Origin of the sequence: Arthrobacter sp. SIMBA_036, assembly GCF_046535135.1 — a bacterium.
Classification (GTDB): Bacteria; Actinomycetota; Actinomycetes; order Actinomycetales; family Micrococcaceae; genus Arthrobacter.
Window position 1 is genome coordinate 185,583 of record NZ_JAWRXG010000003.1, and the last position, 20,713, is coordinate 206,295.

Consider the following 20,713-nt stretch of genomic DNA (forward strand, 5'->3'; position numbering starts at 1 on the left):
CAGCTATTGCAGCCGCTCAAGCATGAACTGGACCTCCCCGTCCACGAAGGTGCCTAGAACCCCGCTGGCGGCAAGCTCATCCGGTTCCGTGGTCAGGGGATCGAGTTCGAACGCGGTCAAGTCGGCCCGTTTGCCCACCGTGATGGAGCCGGACACCTCCCATAAACCCGCGGCCTTGGCTGCATGTGAGGTGTAGCCTTCCAGCGCTTGGAGTGCCGTGAGTGCTTGGTGCGGAGCGATCGGTTCCTGTTCAGGATGCCCAGACCTTCTCCGGAGCCGGGCGTCGGCCATAATTGGAAGCGGCGCGAACGGTGCAACAGGCCAGTCCGAGCCCATGGCGACGGTAACCCCCGCCTCCCTGAGATCCCGGCAACGCCAGGCCCGGTTGGCGCGTTCGGGCCCCAGCCGCGTGGACCAATTGTCGCTGTGGTCAGCCAGCGAGTAGTGCGTGCAGTGCGTTGGCTGCATGCTTGCAACAATGCCTTGCTCTTTGAACCGCGCGATGAATTCGTCCGGAATAGTCTCGATGTGTTCAATCCTGTGCACGGATCGGCGCTGACCCGCTGGCAGGGCCTCCTCCGGTAGCGTCTCCAATGCCGCCAGAACGTGGGCAACGCCCGCGTCGCCGATGGCGTGGGTCGCCGTCGGAATGCCGCGTGTTGCAAAGTAGTGCACTGCAGCGCGGTAATCCTCCGGGCGTGGCCAGAATGGCGCCGTTGATTGTCCGTAGAGGTCCGGCTCGTAGAGCCAGGCGGTTCCGTTGTCCACGGTTCCGTCAACGAACAACTTGATGGCTTCAACGGACCAACGTCGTCCACCCGTGGCTGTTGCACGGGCCAAATCCTCCCATTCGGCTTCGCCCGTGCCTGGCATGCACCATGGTGCACTCCGAATCCGGAGGGGCAGCTCGGCTTCAGCTTCCAAGGCCCGGAACAGTGCTGCGGATTCCTCGCTGTGGTCCATGACGTGGACACTGGTCAAGCCCGAGCGTGCCAAGTCCTGCAACAGCGCCCCAAGCCGTGCCTTCCGCTGGGCAAAGGATTCCTGCGGCATATGCCGCTTGACAAGCTCCATTGCGGCGGCTTCCAGGAGGAAACCTGTAGGAACCCCGTCTGCGTCGCACACCACTTCCGCCGCCTGCCCGAACTCATGGCGGCCTCGGATTCCGGCGATCTCCAAGGCCTTGCTGTTGGCCAAGGCCGAATGGGCATCGAACAAGCGGATCAGTGCCGGCCGATCACCGGTGATGTCATCGAGGGAGTCCCGGTGCAAAGGGACTGTGCCGAAAGCGTTCGGGTTCAGGCCCCACGCACGTATCCAGCCGCCGTCGCCCGCTGGTTCCTGGCGCAGCAGCGCCCGCACCTCCTCCAGCGTGGTGGCACCGGACAGGTCCGCACCCATGGTGAGGTCAAGGCCGAAGACCGGATGGATGTGGCAATCCACCAGCCCGGGCGTGAGGGTCGCATCCCAAAGGTTAATAACGCGGGTGCGTGGACCGGCCCACTGGTTGGCTTCATGGCGGCTCCCCACCGCAGCGATAATGCCGTCGGTTATCGCGACAGCCTGCACCGGAGCCTGCGGATCTCTGCCGTTGTCTTCGTCCAGCGTGTGAACGGTGCCGGCAAGAATGATGAGGTCAGGATTCATGGGTTTCAAAGCTTCCAATTCGGGCGTATACGGCTGGTCGGGTGGTACGCAGTTTGCGGGCAATGAGCAACCCGGCAAGGAACACGACAGGTGCAACCAGCAAAAGGATGATGTTGGTGACGTCATCGGCGAAAGTCAGGAGTTCGATGTTGACGGCGATCAAGACCGCCACACCGAAGAGCAGGACCGCCGAGGCCACGCTGAGCGGAATCAGGAGGCGGTTGGTGACAGCAGCGGGATTGCGCCGCAGGTACAGGAAGGCTGCTACCGACACCAGGCCCTGCAGGCCAACGATGCCGAAGATGCCCGGCGTATTGACCCAGATGAGCAGCTGCTTGTACGGATCCGCGCCAACTACTGCGCAGATGAGGATGACGACGGCGGCCAGGATGGTCTGGATCTGCCCGGCACGGTGCGGGGATTTGTACTTGGGGTGGGTCTTTGCCAAGAAGGCGGGCAGCACACCGTCTTTGGCCAACATGTACACGTACCGGTTGATGGCGTTGTGGAAGGCCAACTGCGAAGCGTAAACGCTGGTGACGATCAGGACATACATCACCACCTCTGCCCAAGGACCCACATAGTGGTTGATGGTGGCGAAGAACATTCCGTCCGAGAGCTCTCCAGCGGCTTCGACCACACCGCCGTCACCGTAAGCCTGAACCACGGTCCATACGATGAAGGCGTAGAAGACCGACATGAAACCGACGGCGATGTAGGTGGCGCGCGGAACGGACCGGTCCGGATTCCTTGCTTCGCGACGGTAGAGGACGGTGGATTCAAATCCCATGAACGCGGCGAAACAGATGGCCAGGATGGCCAGGACGCCGGGAGTGAAGGCGTGCTCAGGGGAGAACGAGGCAAAACTGATGCCGGAAGCGCCGCCTTTGGCGAGAATGCCCACACCCATGACTGCCAGGATCGCTGTCTCGGCGACCAGCAGGACGCCCAAGACTTTGGCGCCGACGTCAATGCCACGGTAGCCAAGGAACCACACTGCGGCGATGGCAACCAAGGCCACCACCGGCCACGGCACGTCCAAGCCAAACAAAGTATGGAGCATGGCCTGCGTCTGGACTGCGAACAGTCCGTAGACGCCGATCTGGAGGCAGTTATAGGAGACAATGGCAACGATGGCAGAGGCCAAGCCCACCGTCTTCCCCATCGCCAACGCGATGTAGGTATAGAAGCCACCGGCCGCTTTGACGTGCTTGGTGATGGCCATGAAGGAAATAGCGAAAATCAAAAGCACCGCACCGGCTATGACGTAGCCCATAGGGGCGCCAATGCCCCCGATGCCGATGGCGACAGGGGCAACGCCCGCCATCACCGTCAGCGGTGCAGCTGCGGAAATCACCAGGAAGGCAATGCCACCTGTTCCAATGGCATTCCGTTTCAGCCCAGTGGCCGCTTCGGCCGTGGGCGGCCGGGTTTCGAGATCTGACATGGTGGTCCTCGGGGTCAGGAAGGGGGAGGGAAGCCAAGCGTAAGCGAAAGGCTTTCGTTTATCGTAAGGCTTTGTGATGCACTGCACAAGGCCTCACCGGTAACTTCTGGCTAGAGTCGTAACTACGCCGTAGATAGGAGAACCGAAATGGCACGCCCCCGCGTCCCGTTGATTTCCGTAGATGCCTTAGTTACTGCCGCACTGGAGTTGGTGGACGAATCAGGGGACTTCAGCCTGCCCAAGCTGGCCAAGCGGATCGGGGTGAGCCAATCCTCGATCTACAACCATGTCAGTGGCCGCGAGGAAATCCTGGAACTGATGCGGGGCCGGATCATTTCGGAAAGCCCGTACGACCTCGACGCCGCGGACGGTTGGGAAGCTGCCTTGGGCTCGATCGTACGCAGCTACCGTGATGCCTTCGCCAGGCACCCCCGTTTGGCGCCCTTGATGGTCCTGCAAACGGTCCAGGACAGCCAGGTCCTGGCACTGTACGAGGACCTCGCGAAGGTCCTGGAGCAGGCTGGATTTCACGGTAGGGACGTGGTTTCTGCGATCTCCACCGTGGACAGTTTCGCGCTCGGCTTCGCCCTTGACCTGGCAGCGCCCGACGTCGTATGGGCGCCTCCGGCGGACGGGTATCCCGCCCTGACCGGCGCCTTGGCCCAAGGAGCTTCGCCTGAGGACCGTGGAGGAGCCGCTTTCGATTTCGGCCTGGAGATCCTGATGGCGGGCCTCCGCAGCCGACTCAAAGCGACGGTCCGGTGAGCTTCGCCGCTACGTGGTGGGCCGCCGTCGTTCGTGGTTTCACGGAATCACAAACCACTGCGGTTCCGATGCCTGTGTTGGTGGGGATAGTGGCGGCCGCAATCGTTCTTAGCGTTCCGGCCGCAACGTGGCGGTGGTTTGGGCTCTATGTGACGTTCGTCCACGAGCTTGGCCATGCTTATGCCGCGCTCATGACCGGGCGGTACGTCCACGGGCTCCGCATTGGACTGGACCACTCCGGCCGCCTGGTCAGCAGTGGGCGCAGTGCCTTCGGCGCGGCCTGGTCAGGGTTCTGGGGCTACCCCGCACCGGCTGTCGTGGGCCTGGGGCTGATAGCGTCATTCACGGCGGGGCGGGCAGGCGCGGCCATGTCCGTAGGGGCGGTGCTCCTCCTGGTCTCACTGATCTTCCTGCGGAACATCACGGGGATCGCCGTAGCCCTCTGCAGTGCAGCTATTGCCCAAGCCCTTGTACTTTTCGCCTCTCCCACTGCCGTCAATTATGTAGTTCTGGGGCTCGGAATTGCCCTGACAGTGGGGGGAGTCCGCGACCTCGTCAAACTCGTCGGCGTCCACACACGGCGTCGCCACCAATTGGCGTCCTCAGATGCCTACATCCTTGCCCGCACCACCGGTGCGCCCTCGCTCCTATGGCTGACGGGTTTCACGGCAGTAATAGTTGGAGCCGTGTCACTGAGTGCCTGGCTTCTGTGGGAAATGTTCCGCCTGACGCAGTGACATTGGCGCCCAGAGCCGGCACATCAGGTCGCCTGCCGCAGGAACGCGGCCACTGCAGGCGCGAGCGAGGCGCCTACCTCCGCGGCGGTGCGCTTCACGCCTTTGATGGCAAAGGAATGGTCCCCGCCCTCAACCCATTGGAGGGCCGCCGTCGGGCCTATAGCGGCAACCACCCGTTCAAGGAGCTCCGTTGTGGCGAACGTGTCCCTGGGGCCTTGGAGGAAAAGCATAGGCGCGGTGAGCCCGTACAGGTGTTCATCCCGCAACTTCTCCGGCTTGCCGGGTGGGTGCAACGGGTAGCCGAGGTATACCAAACCCTTGGCATTCATGCCTTCCGCGACGGCCATAGAGGCCATCCTGCCCCCAAAGGATTTCCCACCGGCCCACAGGGGCTGGTCGGGCACTATCGCTGCAACGTGCTCCATCACCGCCCGCCACGCGGCGACGGCAACCGGGGGCCGATCCGGGAAGCGACGCCCGGCCTCCCGGTAGGGAAAGTTGAATCGCACCGTCGCCACCCCTAAACCGGCGACCGCTTGCGAGAAGCCGTCAAGGAATGGGTGATCCATCCCTGCGCCAGCGCCGTGTGCCAGCACCAAGGTGGCGAAAGGCTGCTCCGGGCGGAGGTGGATGGCGGAGACGGCTCCCTCGCCTACGGCAATCTTCAAGGATGTTTCCGTGGTCGGCATGTCTCCATCATGCTGCAATCGGGGACGCTGAAGCGGCGAATAACAGGGAAGCCGGTAAGGCCAAATCAAATATGCGACGCACTGGCGGCGGGGATCAAGACGCAATAGGGTCTGGCGGGGTAGTTTGTGGCCATGGCAAGCGAAGCAACCACTGTCACCGTCCCAGGTCCCCACGGTCCCCGGGAGGTGCGGATTTCAAGCCCCAGCAGGGTGATGTGGCCCGAGGCAGGACTGACCAAGCTGGACCTCGCGAATTACCTGATCGACGTCGGTGAGGCTTTCGTCACGGCCAACGGGAACCGGCCCGTGAGCCTTCAGCGGTACTCAGGCAGCATCGACGGTGAGATGTTCTTCTCCAAAAATCCGCCCAAGGGCGCGCCGGAGTACGTGCGCTCGGTGCCGGTGACCTACCCCAGCGCCCGGTCCCACCCGCAACTCGTCATCGACGAACCAGCGGCAGCGGTGTGGGCGGCGCAAATGAATACCGTGGTCTTCCACCCGTGGGCGTCGCGTGCGGACAATTCGGACAACCCCGACCAGTTGCGGATAGATCTGGATCCCCAACCGGGAACAGACTTTGCCGACGCCATTCCGGCTGCCCTTGAACTCCGTAAAGTCTTGGCCGACGCCGGACTGACCGCGTTCATCAAGACTTCGGGCAACCGTGGGCTTCACGTCTATGCACCCATCGATCCGGTCTTCGAGTTCCTGGATGTGCGGCACGCGGTGATAGCGGCCGGACGGGAGCTGGAGCGAAGAATGCCCGAGCAGGTGACCACTGCCTGGTGGAAAGAGGAGCGGGGCTCACGAATCTTCGTCGATTTCAACCAAGCCAACCGCGACCGGACCATCGCCGGTGCCTATAGCCCCCGGGCTGTGCCCCAAGCCCAGGTGTCCTGCCCCCTGACGTGGGAGGAACTAGGCAGCGCCGATCCGGCCAAATACACCATCAGGACTGTTCCTGAGCGTTTGAAGACAGCGGGAGACCCTTGGGCAGCCATGCATGATCACCCTGGCAAAATTGACGTGTTGCTTCAGTGGTGGGAGCGCGACGTCGCTAACGGCCTAGGCGAGATGCCTTTCCCGCCCGAATTCCCTAAGATGCCCGGAGAGCCAATGCGGGTCCAACCGAGCCGGGCCCGTAAGCCGGAGTAGGACTCATTCGAACCGGGAGGGGTCCCCGGTACCGCGACGAACAACCTCTGCAACACCGCTTGAAAAGTCGATCACGGTGGTGGGCTCGGACCCGGTGTCCCCGGAATCGATCACGGCGTCCACCTCATTGTCCAATCGTTCCTTGATCTCCCATCCTTGGGTGAGGGGTTCCTCTTGGTCTGGAAGCAGCAAGGTGCTGGAGAGCAACGGTTCACCGAGTTCGGCCAAGAGTGCTTGGACCACCTTGTGGTCGGGAATTCTGACGCCCACGGTCTTCTTTTTGGGGTGAAGGAGCCGCTTAGGCACTTCACGCGTTGCCGGGAGGATGAAGGTGTAGCTTCCCGGAGTAACGGCCTTGATGCTCCTGAAAACGTCATTGTCCAGCATGACAAATTGGCCCATCTGGGCGAAATCCTTGCAGACAAGGGTGAAGTGGTGCTTGTCGTCCAAGTTCCGGATGGTCCTGATGCGGTCAAGTGCCTCCCGGTTCCCGATCTGTGCTCCCAATGCGTAGCAGGAGTCCGTGGGATACGCGATCAATCCGCCGTCCTGCAGCATCTTCACCACCTGGCCGATGGCTCGCGGTTGCGGATCTTCAGGATGCACATCAAAGAATCTGGCCATGGAAAAAGCGTACGGCAAAGCTAAGACAACACGTCTTTATTGGAGAAATTCGCGTAAGCCAAAGCGCCGCACACTGCGATGTAGCCGCCCTGCAGCAGGAGGTTATCTCCGAACGACGCCCACGATATGGGCTGACGTAAAAGATCGGCGAAACCCACCCAGTGGTGGCTGAACAACCAGGGATGGAGCGAGTCCAGTTGCGGCAGCGTATCCAGGACCTGCGAGACCACGGCGAGTACGATCGTGGCCGCCATTGCACCCACGGGGACGTCCGTCATGGTGGAAATCAGTAAGCCGATGGCGGACAGTCCTATCAGGGAGACCGTGGCGTACGCAGCTATCAGCAACGATCTCACGGCTGCCTCGCCCACGCTGACAGTTTCACCGGACAACAGGGTCACCGGTCCCACAGGAAAGAAGACGACGCCGGCCAAGGCACCTGCCGCCGCAACAGTCGCCGTCGCCGCACAGCAGAAGGCGACCGCGCCGGCGTATTTGACCAGGAGCAGCCGGGTCCTTCCGGTCGGCGCCAGCAGCAGGTAGCGCAGTGTTCCTATGCTGGCTTCCCCGGCAAGGGTGTCACCGGCCACCACGCCAACGGTCAACGGCAGGAACAGGGGCACGCATACCACCAGCGCCGTGACTGCGACGAAGAGTCCATTCTGGCTGATCCGGTCCAGGAACAGTGGGCCCCTTCCTGGCGCTGTAGGCCGCGACGAGAGCTTGACGGCGACGGCAATCAGGACGGGAACAGCCGCCAGCGCCGCCAACATTGCCCACGTCCGCACCCTGCGGAAAAGTACCGATAACTCCGAGGCAAGGAGGGGCCAAGCCACCGATGCCCGTCCGGAGTTGGGGCCTGCCTCAGGACTGCCTGCCGTATCGCCGCTTCCCTTGGTGCGGCCTCGCTCAACCCGCGACATCAAAACCCTCCCCGGTCAGGGACAGGAAACGGTCTTCCAAGCTCGCGCTTTCCACTGAAAAGCCCCTGACTCGAACCCCATCAGCAACGAGGGCTGCAACCACTGTTTCTGGTTCACGTCCGTCCAAGCCGGTGGCAAGCACTGCATCGGCGGCAAGGGAAGGACCATCCCAAGGCTGGGGGACCAAGCCCAGACGGGTCAGTACGTTTTTGGCGCGGTCGACGTCGGGCGTGAGAACCCGGACCCGGGACTGGCCAGCAGATCGGAGCTCTTCCAACGGCCCCTGCGCCACCAGGCGGCCAACGCTCATGACTCCCACGTGGGTGCACATCTGCTCGACCTCGGCGAGCAGATGGCTGGAAACGAATACGGTGGTTCCGCCGGCGGCCAACGAACGGATCAACCCTCGGACCTCCCGAGTGCCTTGCGGATCAAGTCCGTTGGTCGGTTCGTCCAACACCAACAACCGGCGCGGCCTGAGTAGCGCATTGGCCAAGCCCAGGCGCTGCTTCATGCCCAAGGAGTATGCCCGAACCTTCTTTTTCGCCGCGTGGCTGAGGCCCACCTGGTCCAAGGCCTCGTGAATCCGCTGCTTTCGGGTTTCGGATGGGGCAAGCGGGTCCGCCGAGTCAAGCCGCCGCAGGTTGTCGGCGCCCGTCAAAAAGGGATAAAAGCCCGGTCCCTCAACCAGCGCCCCGACGTCGGACAGCACCGAAGCCAGCGCCGCTGGCATCTTCCTCCCGAGCACCCGAACATCGCCGCTGTTGGCCGATGCAAGCCCCAGCAGGAGACGGATGGTGGTTGTCTTTCCGGAACCGTTCGGGCCCAGGAAGCCGAAAACGGAACCAGCGGGTACGGCTAGGTCGATGCCGTTGACAGCAATTCGTCCACCGAAGCGCTTGGTCAAGCCCTGGGTTTCGATGGCCCACCGGTCGGGCAGGTCAACGCTGTCCTGGTGCGGAGATTGCCCGCCTTGCTGGGACCTGTCGAGCCAGGTTCCGCTCACTGGGCGGCAGCCGCGGATTGGAGTCGGTCCAACGGCACCATGCCTGCGAAGACGCGGCCGTCGTCAAGGACCAACACGTTGACCAGGGACGTGGTCAGCGCATGCCCACCCGGAACCGGTTGCATCACTTGGGCGTACGTCGGATTGGTGGTGATCCCGGAAGGGACTGATCCCGCGGGCAGCGCAACGATTGCGCTCCAGCCTTGGCCCGTTACTGTGAGATTGGGATGGGAGAGTTTACCTGTAGGGCTCGGTGGGACAGCGCTTGAAGCAGGCGTGGGTTTCGCCGGCAAAGCCTTCTCGGTGACGGATGCGCCCTGCGGGGGAGTGAAATCGAACAATCCCGCGTCGGGCGAGGACAAAGACAAGTCTGTATAGGCCAACGTGTAGGCCGGATCAGTTTGCCCCTTGGCCTTGACCTCCACTGCCAGTGGCAGCCCTGTCTCGGAATCGACGTCGATGCCCACCGAGTCAACCAAGGTGTCCGCACTGCCAGGCGCCAAGTCCAGGCGGTATGCGGTGCGACCGGCGATTGTGGAAGACGGCCCAACAGTCATGCGGGTGTCCGCCTTGATCGCTGTCAGGAAGTGGTTGGCCATGGTTCCCGGCGTGGGAACCGGGACTGGCGCCGGAGTCGCCTCCTGCGGTGTAGCCGGCTCCGTACCGCCACTCACGTGGGTAGCGCTGTTGTCCGCTGAGTTGTAGAACCACACTTGATGCTGGTTGACCACCAGATCCCGTTCGGCGAGCGCGTCCATGATTTGTATCCGGGCTTTGGCCGGACCGTCCACATAGACACGGGCGGTGTGCGTCCCGGTCAAGAACTCCAGGGCTGGGGCCGCCCCCGGAACGGTGCCGGGGCCCAGCGTCGGAACCGCAGGTAACCCGAGCCCTGCCGTTTGCTGCACTGTCCCGGATAAAGCACGTACCGGAGTGTGGGTCATCATGGACACAAGCTCGTCCGGTGTCTTGGGCGGCAGGGAGACAGTGGCTCCCGCCCGGACTGAAGCAGTCATGACAGCGAGCATCAAGGCAAGCGGTATCAGAAGGGCCGTGAGCCACCGCCGCCTAGCCGGTCCCATTGCTACAGATCTTCCTGCAGGAACGCCATGTCACCAGAATACTCCCGTTGAACCCTGCGAACGCGGGATGAACAGCAGGAACCGGATCAGGCTGGCAGGAGCCGGCGCGCGAGCTCAACGGCTCCACGGACGGGTAGCTGGTCCAGGATGCGGACCGATGACGGGTCGTCCAAGGAAACCTTCCGGGACACTGCTGCTGCCAACTCGTGATGGTTGACCAAGACGCGTCCGGCCATGACCAACGGCAAGTCGAGGCCAAGCTCGCCCAACACCTGACGGGCCAGGGCCGCGAGCGAATGGGCGGCCTCCGCTTGGATGCGCAACGCGGCCGGCTCGCCCTCGGAAGCAAGTTCGAGGACCAGGGGAGCCAGCCCGGCCCAATAGTCCGGTTCGCGTTTGGTATAGAAAGAATCCATGAGCTGGAGGGCGTCCACGCTTCCTGTGGCTGCCATCAAAGAGGGGACCAGGGTGCCAGGTTCCAATCCGGCGTAGTACTCGCGCAATGCCTCGCGAACGGCGTCGCGCACCACCGAGTAGCCGCCGCCCTCATCGCCGAGCAAGTAGCCATAGCCGCCGCTGCGGGCTTCTCGCCCTTGGCGATTCCGGCCCCACGCGACGGAGCCGGTCCCCGCCACGAGAACCACACCGGCTTCCAGTCCGGCAGCGGCGAGCACTATGCGCGTGTCGTGGACGACGTCGATCGCTGCACCGGGGAAATGTTCTGTCAGCAAGGCAGAAAGGACCGCCCTGCTTGCGGGTGTATCGGCTCCGGCGGCTCCGGCGCACACGGCTTGGACGCCGTCGCCAACGCTTGCTGCGATGCGCCGGAGCACAGCGTCAACGCCTTGGTGCCCTACTGAGGAGAGGTTGGCGCTGCTCTCGGTGATTTCGACGTCGCTGCTGGCTCCGCCTGCTCCACCATCAGTTGATCCTGCCTCGGCCAGAACCGCGTGTGTCTTGGAACCGCCGATATGCAAACCGAGAACTTTTTGCTGCCCAGCTGTTTCCCGGTGCTGCTGTGTTTCCCCCAAGAGGCGTCCCTTCACTGCGGATGGTCTGTAGGGCCTGACGGGCTCCACGCCGGAACGCTGCGCATAGGGGCGGCAGCTGCCGGGCAGCACAAGACTGGCACAGAGCCCGTGCCTTGTCTAGCAAAACGGCTCGTCTAGCAAAAGGGGGCCGCCTCAGGGGTCCACGAAGGCGGCCCGCCGCTGCACTCCGGCGGATGCCGCGGTGATCGGCGCGGTTCCGTGGACGTCAGCCTGAGACCCCCAACGTGGCGCGCAGGAACTGCCCACTTGGCTCCGAATAGGCCTCCACGATGCGTGTGAAGAGCTCGACGCCTTGGGCCCCGGGCCAGTCGTCCGGTAGGAACGCCAGCGGGAGCCCTGGGTCCAGGTACGGAATGACCCGCCAGCGGTCAATGCACTGCACGTAGACAGCAAAAGCTTCGGCCGAGGGTTCCACGTGGCCGCTCCGGGCTGCCCGCCCCGCAGCGTCGAGTTCCCGGATGAAGTCCTTGTGCAGCCCAGCCACGGCGTCCAAATCCCACCACGAGGACACGGCCTCCTTCAAGCTGCCGCCCGCCAGCGGAGTTTCCGTGACGAAGATAGTTGCCATCTGCCGCAGCTGCAGGTCCTCAAGGATCTCTTCGACCTCGACGCGAAGGGAATCCGGGCAGATCCACAGCCCTGCTGCCACCGTTCCGCAGCCTATCCAGTGGAACCTGCGCCGCAACTGATGGCGCTTTTCCCGCTCAGTCTCGGGGATGGAAAACGAGATGAGGCACCACGGATCGGAGGGGGCCATGCTCCGCGGGTTGAAAATCCGGCGATCGCCCCGGGAGAGCATTGCCGCGGCGCCGTCGGTGAGCATGAATCCGGGAATTCCGTCACGCACCTCCTGGACCACCACGTCCTTCTTGCGCAAGCGGCCAAGCGCGGTCCTAGTCACTGTTCCGGAGGTCCCTAGTGCTTCCATGAGCGCAACGATGTCCTTGGCGGCCATCCATCCACCGGCGTCGCGCAGGTACAGCCCGATGATCGTGCGTAGAAGTGACGTGGTACTCCCGGGCCGGGAATCCATGTCATCGAGGACTGCACTCACAGCTGGCTCACAGAAGCTCGGAGAGGGCACTGCGGATTGCTGCCACCCCCACTTCCACCTCTGCGTAACTGGTGCTCAAGGGTGAAAGGCCGATGCGCAGTCCATGTGGAGGACGGAAGTCGGGAATGACGCCCTTCTCCCACAGCGCGGCTGTGACGTCGGCAAAGAGCGGGTGGTCCACGGTGATGTGGGAGCCACGCTCGGCGGCATCCCGGGGGCTCACGATTTCGGCACCCAGGGGAACCAGTTGTTCCTCGGCGAGCGCGATTGCGTATTCGGTCAGCTTGATGGACTTCTCCCGGACAGCCTCCATGCCCACGGAGGCGATGAGTTCCACCATGTCCTTGATGGGCTGCATGGCCAAGACCGGGGGAGTGCCTGTGATGAAGCGGCGGATGCCCTGCGCAGGCCGGTACGCCTCGGTCATTCCGAACGGATTATCAGCTCCCATCCAGCCCCAAATGGGCTGCTGGAGCTGTTCCTGGCGGGATGCGTTGACGTAGGCGAAGGCCGGGGAACCGGGACCGCCGTTGAGGTACTTGTAGGTGCAACCTACTGCCAGGTCGACGCCCCATGCGTCGAGCTCCAGCGGCACCGAACCAACGGAGTGGCAGAGGTCCCACAGCATCAACGCACCGGCCTGGTGCACCTTGGCGGTGATTGCCGGCGCATCGGCGAGGAACCCTGAACGGTACGCGACATGGCTGAGGACCACGACGGCGGTACGCTCGCCCAGCAGCCCGTCAAGGTCGGCCGGGCGGACACCGCTGGCAGGGTTCGCGGCGATCCATTTGATGCTCGCCCCGCGTTCCTTGGCAATTCCCTCGATGATGAACCGGTCCGTGGGGAAGTTATCGCGGTCAATGATGATCTCGTCCCGGCCCGGTTGGGAATCTACCGCGGCGCGGATCATCTTGTAGAGCATCACGGAGGTGGAGTCACCCACCGTGACTTGGCCCGCGGCGGCTCCCAGCGTCACTTCACCGATGCGGTCGCCAACGGCGGCGGGCTCGTCCATCCATTGTTCGTCCCACCCGCGGATGAGCCGGCTGCCCCAGGCGTCGTGGACAAAGGAAGTGAGGTTTTCGGCCGTGACTTTAAGGGGCCTGCCAAGTGAATTTCCGTCGAGGTACGACGTGAGCTGTCCGGCGTCGGGCGCGTAAAAGGCGTCCCTCTGAGCGGCGAGGGGATCGGCGGCGTCCAGTTCGGCCGACGTCGGCCATTGGGTCTGGGGAGCGGTGGTCATGGTGTCTCCTGCTGCTGGTGTTGGTCCGAGGCCTTGGGTGATGAGCGAAAATCAGCTTCCGATGAGCGTGCGTACGGCGTAGAGCTCGGGGAAAAAGGTCAGGTCGAGGGCGCGTTTGAGGAAGTCGACGCCCGAGGAGCCGCCCGTTCCCACCTTGAAGCCAATGGTTCTTTGGACCGTGCGGAGGTGGCGGAAACGCCAGGCTTGGAAGTTGTCTTCAATGTCCACGAGGTCTTCGCAGGCTTCGTACAGTCCCCAGGGGGTTTCGTCCGACTCGTAGATTTTCCGGAATACCGGCACGAGGTCCTCGCGAAAAGTCCAGGGTTCGCTGGTGTCGCGCTCCAGGATGTCCTGGGGGATCTCGAAGCCTGCCCGGGCAAGTACAGCGAGGAACGCATCATAAAGCGTGGGTTCATCGAGCAGGGAGCTCAAAAGGGCATGTGCTTGGGGATCGCTTTCGAAGACACGCAGCATTGCCCTGTTCTTGTTGCCGAGCAGGAACTCCACACCGCGGTACTGGTAGGACTGAAAGCCCGATGAACTGCCGAGGAAACCACGGAACTGCGAGTATTCGCGAGGCGTCAGGGTTCCCAGGACAGACCACTGTTCGGTCATGGTGCGCTGGATGGCTTTGACGCGCGCGATGCACTTCAGTGCCTTACCGAGGTTGTCGACGTCGAAAAGCCTCCTTGCTTCCAGGAGTTCATGCAGGACCAGCTTGAGCCACAGCTCACTGGTCTGGTGCTGAATGATGAACAGCAGTTCATCGTGGTGCTCCGGCTCGCTGAGTGGGTGCTGGGAGCTGAGCAGCCGCTCGAGGTCCAGATATCCGCCGTAGGACATCGCGTGCCTGAAATCAGTGCGCACGGTGTCCTCGATGGGACGGACATTCTGCTGTGACTGGTCTGCGGGCTTTTCCATGGTTCAAGAATATCACTTCCATGACGAACGTCAGCAGATTGATGGGTTCTCGCAGTGGTGTAGCTCACTGGTGTACCGATTTTCCTGCCGATTCTCACGTAGTCTGATGGGAGCCTGTGGGGGAGGGGCGGTGGACATGGATGCAGGCATGAACTTTGACATAGAACCAGCGGCACCCGGTTCCAAGGCATCCCGACTGTCGATTTATCTGGACGTCGACGGCGTCGTGAATCCGTTTAGTCCCACCGGCGCCACTGACTGGGGTGGTGAATGGCGGAAAGTCGACGCCGGCGTCGTTGACGTCGCTTATGCGCCCGAAGTCGTCGCCGAACTTAACGAGCTCGCCCGCCACCCCGCTGCCCGCTTTGTTTGGTTGACAACGTGGGAGCAGCTTGCGCCGGGTATGCTCTGCCCGGCCATCGGCCTCAACGGAGAGGACTGGCCCGTCCTCTCCAGTGACGGCTGGGAGGGATCCTCTGACTGGTGGAAGCTTGTGGCACTGCAAAAGGACCTGTCGGAGTCCGGGAGCGGACGCTTCATCTGGGTTGATGACCAGCTCGACCAGGAGCCCCAAGCTCGCTCCTGGGCAGAGGATCAGCGTGATCTTGCCCTCTGCATCTCGCCGGATCCCCGCAAGGGCCTGACGCGCAAGGACATCGAGGCTTTGCGGGATTACTTGGAGCGGATGGGCTGAGCGGATCGTCCCGTCATTCCCGGTGCCGGGCACGTTTGTCCGCGCGGCTTTGTCCGCCCCGTCAATGCCACGTAGGATTCTTAAGGTTTCACGCCTGCGCCACTGAAATCCGCAAGCCGCGTCAGTTGAACGATCGCTGAACTATGCTGTGGAGGGCAGGTATGGGGAAGAGAAACTGCTGAACGTCGACTCTGCAGATTGGGCAACAGGTGGCAATCACCTTCATGGTCGCGCTGGTTATAGCGCTGGCCCTATTTTTTGACTTCACCAACGGCTTTCACGACACAGCTAATGCGATGGCCACGCCTATCGCTACGGGCGCCATCAAGCCCAAGACGGCCGTGGCGCTGGCGGCGGTGCTTAACCTCGTGGGTGCCTTCTTGTCCACAGAGGTGGCCAAGACAATTTCCGGAGGCTTGATCCGTGAAGGAACTGACGGCATCCACATCACTCCTGACATTATTTTTGCCGGACTTATGGGCGCCGTTCTCTGGAACATGATCACTTGGCTCAAAGGCTTGCCGTCAAGTTCCTCGCATGCACTCTTTGGCGGCCTGATCGGCGCTGCCATCGTCGGCATCGGAATCCACTCCATCAATTTCGACACGGTATTGATCAAGGTCATCCTTCCTGCGCTCTTCGCCCCCCTGATCGCCGGCGGCGTGGCCTATATCTGCACCCGGTTGGCCTACGCGCTGACCTCGCGGCACGATCCGGAGACCGGAGACAAACTGACGCAGAAGCGCGGTGGATTCCGTACGGGCCAGATCTTCACTTCAAGCCTGGTGGCCCTTGCACACGGAACCAACGACGCCCAGAAAACGATGGGTATCATCACTCTTGTATTGATCTCCGCCGGCACCCAATCGCCGGGTTCCGGACCCCAGCTCTGGGTCATCACTGCATGTGCACTCGCCATCGCCGTGGGGACGTATGCAGGCGGGTGGCGCATCATCCGGACCATGGGATCCGGCCTGACCGAAGTCAAGCCTGCCCAAGGCTTTTCCGCAGAGACCAGCACCGCGACGGCGATCCTCGCGTCCTCGCACCTTGGCTTCGCCCTTTCCACAACCCAGGTCGCTTCCGGGTCCGTCATTGGATCGGGCCTCGGCCGCAAGGGAACCTCCGTCCGCTGGGGAACCGCGGGAAAGATTGCCCTGGGGTGGCTCTTTACCTTGCCCGCCTCAGCCATCGTCGGCGCCCTGACGGCGTTGCTTGTGAACATCGGCGTCGTAGGTGTTGTTATCGCTGCAGTGGTTGGCACGGCCGCTGTCGCGTACATGTTCATCGCCTCGCGGAAATCGCAGGTCGGCCACCATAACGCCGTCGAGGTCGATGAGGCCGGCCGCGCCGTGCGGTTCCGGAAAAAGAAGAAACCGGGCAAGAACAACCGGAGCGAAGGTGTGCAGCGATGAAATGGATGGAAGTGCTGCAGGTAGCCGGGGTTACCCTGGTGGCCGCCGTGACGTTGGTGGTCCTCTACTCGCTGGGTGTCCGGCTGACGGCGATCGCGGCGGACGCACGGCAAAAATCCACGGTGGCGGCCCGTTCCCTTGCCTACGCCTGCTTTGCCGCCTGCGCAGTGGCCGTGCTTTATGGCATCTACCTGATCGTCCCGTACTTCGGGAAGTAGCTAGCATGGGCCTATGGCCATCTTCCAGTACTACGTTGCCTCCACTATCGACGGCTTCATTGCCTCGCCGGACGACGACCTTGGCTGGCTGCTGCAGTTTGACGGCGTCGACGGTCTTGATGCCGGAATAGAGACGTTCATGGACGGTGTGGGATGCATCGTCATGGGCGGTAGTACATACCGGTGGCTGATGGCGCACCAACCGGACCCTTGGCCGTACCCGGATCACCCGTGTTGGGTGTTCACACGCCAAAAGCATGAGCCGCCCGCAGGGGCGGACGTGACCTTTGTGGAGGGCGATGTTGGGGACATCGCGCCTCGGCTCTTGTCCGACGCCGGGGAGAAGAACGTATGGCTCGTGGGCGGCGGCGACCTTGCAGCCCAGTTCGCGAAGGCGAAACTCCTGCATGAGCTGATCGTCACGGTGGTGCCCGTGGTCCTCGGCGCCGGTAAGCCCCTGCTGCCCCTGGATGGCCCCACGCCGCCCATGGAGTTGGTCTCGTCCAGGATCCTTGGCGGAGTGGCCGCCGAATTGCGCTACCGCTTGTCCTGAATGGTCAGGTTGTCCCGAACGCTCACGTGGTCCTGAACGGTCAGAGCCTGCGGAACAACCTCAATCCCGATTGTCCCGGATCATGTTGGTGATTCGGGCCGTGGACAACCGGCGGCCTTGGTCGTCGGTCATGACAACCTCGTGGGTGGTCAGCGTTCCGCCCAAATGGATGGCCGTGCAGGTCCCTGTCACTGTTCCTCCCGCAACAGAGCGGTGGTGGGTGGCGCCCACTTCAATGCCCACCACGTGACGCCCTTCGCCTGCATGCAGGGAAGCCGCGAAGGATCCCAAGGTTTCGGCGAGGACCACATGGGCCCCGCCATGCAGGATTCCGGCCACCTGGGTATTTCCTTCCACCGGCATGGTTGCCACGGTGCGTTCGGGGCTCATTTCAACAAACTTGATCCCCATCTTCACCACTAACGCACCCACCCCGTGGGCGGAAAGCCAACCGTGAAATTCTTCGGGCACCCCGGCGAGGTAGAGTTCCTCAGCGATGTGCTCGGGCGTGAAATTGTCCATCATGCCAACTAGGCTGGCACCTGTGAGTGAAACAACCAAACCGGACCACGTTCCCGCAGCCCCCGCTGCTGCCATTGCTACAGCCAACCCCTCGGCCTCCGCCCCCACGGAATCTCTCGGCGAGGGCAGGCCCCGGTTGCTGGTGCTGGACGGCCATTCCATGGCGTTCAGGGCTTTCTACGCACTTCCGGCGGAGAACTTTTCCACGGCCAGGGGGCAGTACACCAACGCGGTCCACGGTTTCACGTCAATGCTCATCAACTTGATCAAGGATCAGAAGCCCACGCACGTCGCCGTGGCTTTCGACGTTTCCGATGACACCACCTTCCGCAAGGCTGAATACAGCGAATATAAGGGTGGCCGCAATGCAACCCCGGCCGAGTTCGCAGGCCAGATCTCCCTCATTGCCAGGGTCATGGACGCTTGGGGCATTAAGACCATTGCCCTGCCCGGCTATGAAGCTGATGACGTCTTGGCCACGTTGGCCGCACAAGGGGATGCTGCCGGTTTCGAGGTATTGCTGGTTTCCGGCGACAGGGACTCGTTCCAGCTCATCAATGAGAACGTGTTCGTTTTGTATCCCAAACAAGGCGTGAGCAACATTCCCAAGCTGGATGCTGCGGCCATTGAAGAGAAGTACTTCGTGAAGCCTTCTTTGTACTCGGACCTCGCAGCCCTGGTGGGTGAATCGGCTGACAACTTGCCCGGGGTTCCGGGCGTGGGGCCCAAGACGGCGGCAAAGTGGATCAATCTCTATGGGGGTTTGGAGGGAATCCTGGAAAACCTGGACGCCATCGGCGGCAAGGTAGGGGGAGCCCTGAAGGAGAACCTGGAAAACGTCAAGCGGAACCGCAGGCTCAACCGACTACTCACAGACCTTGAACTGCCAGTGACCCTGGAAGATCTTTACCAGCCACGCCCGGACCGGCGAGCGATTGAGGAGCTTTTCGAAGAACTCGAATTCCGTACCCTCCGCGCGCGGCTCTTCGACCTCTACGGTGATGACACAGCCGGTGAAGCACCTGACACCATCGCTGTTCCGGAGTTCTCCACGCTTTCGGACGCCGACGCCTTGGCGGAATTCTTCACGGCCGGTGCGGGTGTCCGCTCGGCACTGGCGGTACAGCTGCTTCCCGGCCGGATCGGTGACGACGCCACCGCGCTGGCCGTCGTTCGCGCGAACGGGGCGGGCTACATCGACCTAGCAGGCCTGGACGCCGCCGCTGAGTCGGTCTTGGCGCGATGGCTGCAGGACCCGGAGGAAGCAAAAGTCCTCCACGAATTCAAGTCTGCGCTCAAAGCCCTGCATAACCGCGGATTTGGGTTGGAAGGCGTCGTGGATGACACGTCGATCTCCGGCTACCTCATCCAGCCGGACCGCAGGAGCTACGATCTGGCCGAACTCGCCCAGGTTCACTTGAAAATCAGTGTGGCTTCGGCCTCGGCCCAGTCGGGGCAACTGGAACTCGATCTCTCCGGCGGCTCTGACCTTGCTGCCGCCACCGCGCTCGTCCAGCAGGCCGCCGTCGTCCACGCACTCAGCAAGCACTTCGAGAAAGAAGTGGCCGACATCAAGGCCGATGCCCTCCTGACCACGCTGGAGCTGCCGGTGGCGCGCGTCCTGGCCCTCATGGAGCTCACAGGCATCTACGTGTCCCAGGAGCGCATGAACGAGCAGCTCGCGGACCTGACCAAGGTGATCGAGAATGCCCAGGAACAGGCATTCGCGGCCATCGGGCATGAGGTCAACCTCGGTTCACCCAAGCAGCTGCAAACTGTCCTCTTCGAGGAATTGGGGCTGCCCAAGACCAAGAAAATCAAGTCCGGTTACACCACGGATGCAGCGTCCCTGAAGACCCTGCTGGAGAAGACCGGACACGAATTCCTGGTCCAGTTGATGGCCCACCGTGAGTCCTCCAAGTTGGCGCAAATGGTGGAAACACTCAAGAAGTCCGTGGCCGATGATGCCCGGATCCACACCACGTACGCCCAAAATATCGCTGCCACGGGTCGTATTTCTTCGAACAATCCCAACCTGCAGAACATCCCGGTCCGTAGCGAGGAAGGGCGCAGGGTCCGCGGCATCTTCATGGTCAGCGAGGGCTATGAGTGCTTGTTGTCGGCGGATTATTCGCAGATTGAAATGCGCATCATGGCCCACCTCTCCGGCGATGAGGCCCTGATCCAGGCCTACCGCGACGGCGAGGACCTGCACCGTTTTGTGGGCTCACGCATTTTCAACGTGACTCCGGCCGAGGTAACCAGTGCAATGCGCTCCAAGGTCAAAGCCATGTCCTACGGATTGGCGTACGGATTGACGTCCTTCGGCCTGTCCAAGCAGTTGGAGATCTCGGTGGACGAGGCCCGAACGCTCATGAAGGACTACTTCGACCGCTTCGGCGGTGTCCGGGATTATCTCCGCGGCGTGGTGGACCAGGCGCGCGTGGACGGGTTCACGGCCACCATCGAGGGCCGCCGTCGTTACCTGCCCGACTTGACCAGCACCAACCGTCAGGCGCGTGAGGCGGCCGAGCGCATCGCATTGAACTCACCGATCCAGGGCTCCGCGGCGGACATCATCAAACGGGCCATGCTGGGAGTCGCCGCCGAACTGGCAGGGCGAGGATTGAAGTCGCGGATGTTGCTGCAGGTCCATGATGAACTCGTTCTCGAGGTGGCTCCCGGAGAGCGCGAAACAGTGGAGAAGCTTGTGGTGGAGCAGATGGGTGCCGCTGCCGAACTTTCGGTCCCGCTCGATGTCCAGATCGGCGTCGGTTCAAGCTGGTATGAAGCTGGCCACTAGAATCCCATGACCGTTTTCCGCCGGTCGGCCTCCACGCGACAGTAGGGGCTAGAGGCGCGCCGCCGCATGGTGGCGCGCCTTGCTGCTTCTGGTTAGGCTCGGGAGGTGGCTGATCCCAAGGTAGAACTCATCTCGCACGTGGTGCCGGACAACCTGCCTG

At 62.5% G+C, this 20,713-nt stretch carries 20 protein-coding genes; 8 read left to right on the forward strand and 12 right to left on the reverse strand.

Annotation, left to right across the window (positions count from 1 at the left end; genetic code table 11):
* Positions 1-3: 3 nt before the first annotated feature.
* Entirely contained in the window at positions 4-1,647 is a 1,644-nt protein-coding gene (locus SB659_RS05840; RefSeq protein WP_410549768.1) for an amidohydrolase, read from the reverse strand.
* The gene (locus tag SB659_RS05845) at positions 1,637-3,094 is read right to left on the reverse strand and encodes an APC family permease (RefSeq protein ID WP_410549769.1); all 1,458 of its coding nucleotides are present in this window, start codon (positions 3,092-3,094) and stop codon (positions 1,637-1,639) included. Before SB659_RS05845 ends, SB659_RS05840 begins: the two co-directional genes overlap by 11 nt.
* 147 nt (positions 3,095-3,241) lie before the next feature.
* Here SB659_RS05845 and SB659_RS05850 point away from each other — a divergent pair, with 147 nt between their 5' ends.
* Positions 3,242-3,859: a TetR/AcrR family transcriptional regulator C-terminal domain-containing protein gene (locus SB659_RS05850; RefSeq protein ID WP_284978417.1), complete on the forward strand. Its 618-nt coding sequence runs from the start codon at positions 3,242-3,244 to the stop codon at positions 3,857-3,859.
* Positions 3,856-4,596 (forward strand): M50 family metallopeptidase, encoded by a 741-nt coding sequence (locus SB659_RS05855; protein WP_410549770.1) that lies wholly within the window; start codon positions 3,856-3,858, stop codon positions 4,594-4,596. Before SB659_RS05850 ends, SB659_RS05855 begins: the two co-directional genes overlap by 4 nt.
* A 23-nt stretch (positions 4,597-4,619) precedes the next feature.
* On the opposite strand, the gene SB659_RS05860 is transcribed toward SB659_RS05855, so the two are convergent.
* Positions 4,620-5,285, reverse strand: coding sequence for an alpha/beta family hydrolase (locus tag SB659_RS05860; protein ID WP_410549771.1), 666 nt, complete (start codon positions 5,283-5,285; stop codon positions 4,620-4,622).
* A 132-nt stretch (positions 5,286-5,417) separates the two neighbouring features.
* On the opposite strand from SB659_RS05860, the gene ligD reads away from it, so the two are divergent.
* Entirely contained in the window at positions 5,418-6,440 is a 1,023-nt protein-coding gene (gene ligD, locus SB659_RS05865; RefSeq protein WP_410549772.1) for a non-homologous end-joining DNA ligase, read from the forward strand.
* A 3-nt stretch (positions 6,441-6,443) separates the two neighbouring features.
* Here ligD and SB659_RS05870 read toward each other — a convergent pair whose 3' ends face one another.
* The 8 genes from SB659_RS05870 to kynA form a co-directional block, all read right to left on the reverse strand.
* Entirely contained in the window at positions 6,444-7,064 is a 621-nt protein-coding gene (locus SB659_RS05870) for an L-threonylcarbamoyladenylate synthase (RefSeq protein WP_284974780.1), read from the reverse strand.
* Positions 7,065-7,084: 20 nt separating this feature from the next.
* The gene (locus SB659_RS05875) at positions 7,085-7,987 is read right to left on the reverse strand and encodes an ABC transporter permease (RefSeq protein WP_410549773.1); all 903 of its coding nucleotides are present in this window, start codon (positions 7,985-7,987) and stop codon (positions 7,085-7,087) included.
* The gene (locus SB659_RS05880) at positions 7,974-8,927 is read right to left on the reverse strand and encodes an ABC transporter ATP-binding protein (RefSeq protein WP_410549868.1); all 954 of its coding nucleotides are present in this window, start codon (positions 8,925-8,927) and stop codon (positions 7,974-7,976) included. Before SB659_RS05880 ends, SB659_RS05875 begins: the two co-directional genes overlap by 14 nt.
* A gap of 62 nt (positions 8,928-8,989) precedes the next feature.
* The gene (locus SB659_RS05885) at positions 8,990-10,009 is read right to left on the reverse strand and encodes a LolA family protein (RefSeq protein ID WP_410549774.1); all 1,020 of its coding nucleotides are present in this window, start codon (positions 10,007-10,009) and stop codon (positions 8,990-8,992) included.
* A gap of 152 nt (positions 10,010-10,161) precedes the next feature.
* Positions 10,162-11,106, reverse strand: a complete 945-nt coding sequence (locus tag SB659_RS05890; protein ID WP_410549775.1) for an N-acetylglucosamine kinase — start codon at positions 11,104-11,106, stop codon at positions 10,162-10,164.
* A 226-nt stretch (positions 11,107-11,332) separates the two neighbouring features.
* Entirely contained in the window at positions 11,333-12,181 is an 849-nt protein-coding gene (locus SB659_RS05895) for a PaaX family transcriptional regulator C-terminal domain-containing protein (protein WP_284978410.1), read from the reverse strand.
* A gap of 7 nt (positions 12,182-12,188) precedes the next feature.
* Positions 12,189-13,427 (reverse strand): kynureninase, encoded by a 1,239-nt coding sequence (gene kynU / locus SB659_RS05900; RefSeq protein WP_410549776.1) that lies wholly within the window; start codon positions 13,425-13,427, stop codon positions 12,189-12,191.
* Between the two features lie 51 nt (positions 13,428-13,478).
* Positions 13,479-14,348, reverse strand: a complete 870-nt coding sequence (gene kynA / locus SB659_RS05905; protein WP_410549777.1) for a tryptophan 2,3-dioxygenase — start codon at positions 14,346-14,348, stop codon at positions 13,479-13,481.
* Positions 14,349-14,496: 148 nt separating this feature from the next.
* Here kynA and SB659_RS05910 point away from each other — a divergent pair, with 148 nt between their 5' ends.
* The 4 genes from SB659_RS05910 (at position 14,497) to SB659_RS05925 (ending at position 17,228) form a co-directional block, all read left to right on the forward strand.
* Positions 14,497-15,042: an HAD domain-containing protein gene (locus SB659_RS05910; RefSeq protein WP_410549778.1), complete on the forward strand. Its 546-nt coding sequence runs from the start codon at positions 14,497-14,499 to the stop codon at positions 15,040-15,042.
* A 209-nt stretch (positions 15,043-15,251) separates the two neighbouring features.
* The gene (locus SB659_RS05915; protein ID WP_284978406.1) at positions 15,252-16,457 is read left to right on the forward strand and encodes an inorganic phosphate transporter; all 1,206 of its coding nucleotides are present in this window, start codon (positions 15,252-15,254) and stop codon (positions 16,455-16,457) included.
* Positions 16,454-16,675 carry a hypothetical protein gene (locus SB659_RS05920; protein ID WP_410549779.1) on the forward strand — a complete coding sequence of 74 codons (222 nt, stop codon included), beginning with the start codon at positions 16,454-16,456 and terminating at the stop codon, positions 16,673-16,675. The genes SB659_RS05915 and SB659_RS05920 overlap by 4 nt, the downstream gene beginning before the upstream one ends.
* 13 nt (positions 16,676-16,688) lie before the next feature.
* Entirely contained in the window at positions 16,689-17,228 is a 540-nt protein-coding gene (locus SB659_RS05925; RefSeq protein ID WP_410549780.1) for a dihydrofolate reductase family protein, read from the forward strand.
* 60 nt (positions 17,229-17,288) lie between these two features.
* Here SB659_RS05925 and SB659_RS05930 read toward each other — a convergent pair whose 3' ends face one another.
* Positions 17,289-17,753, reverse strand: a complete 465-nt coding sequence (locus SB659_RS05930) for a hotdog fold thioesterase (RefSeq protein ID WP_284978403.1) — start codon at positions 17,751-17,753, stop codon at positions 17,289-17,291.
* Positions 17,754-17,910: 157 nt separating this feature from the next.
* Here SB659_RS05930 and polA point away from each other — a divergent pair, with 157 nt between their 5' ends.
* Positions 17,911-20,553: a DNA polymerase I gene (polA, locus tag SB659_RS05935; protein WP_410549869.1), complete on the forward strand. Its 2,643-nt coding sequence runs from the start codon at positions 17,911-17,913 to the stop codon at positions 20,551-20,553.
* The last annotated feature ends 160 nt before the right edge of the window (positions 20,554-20,713 follow it).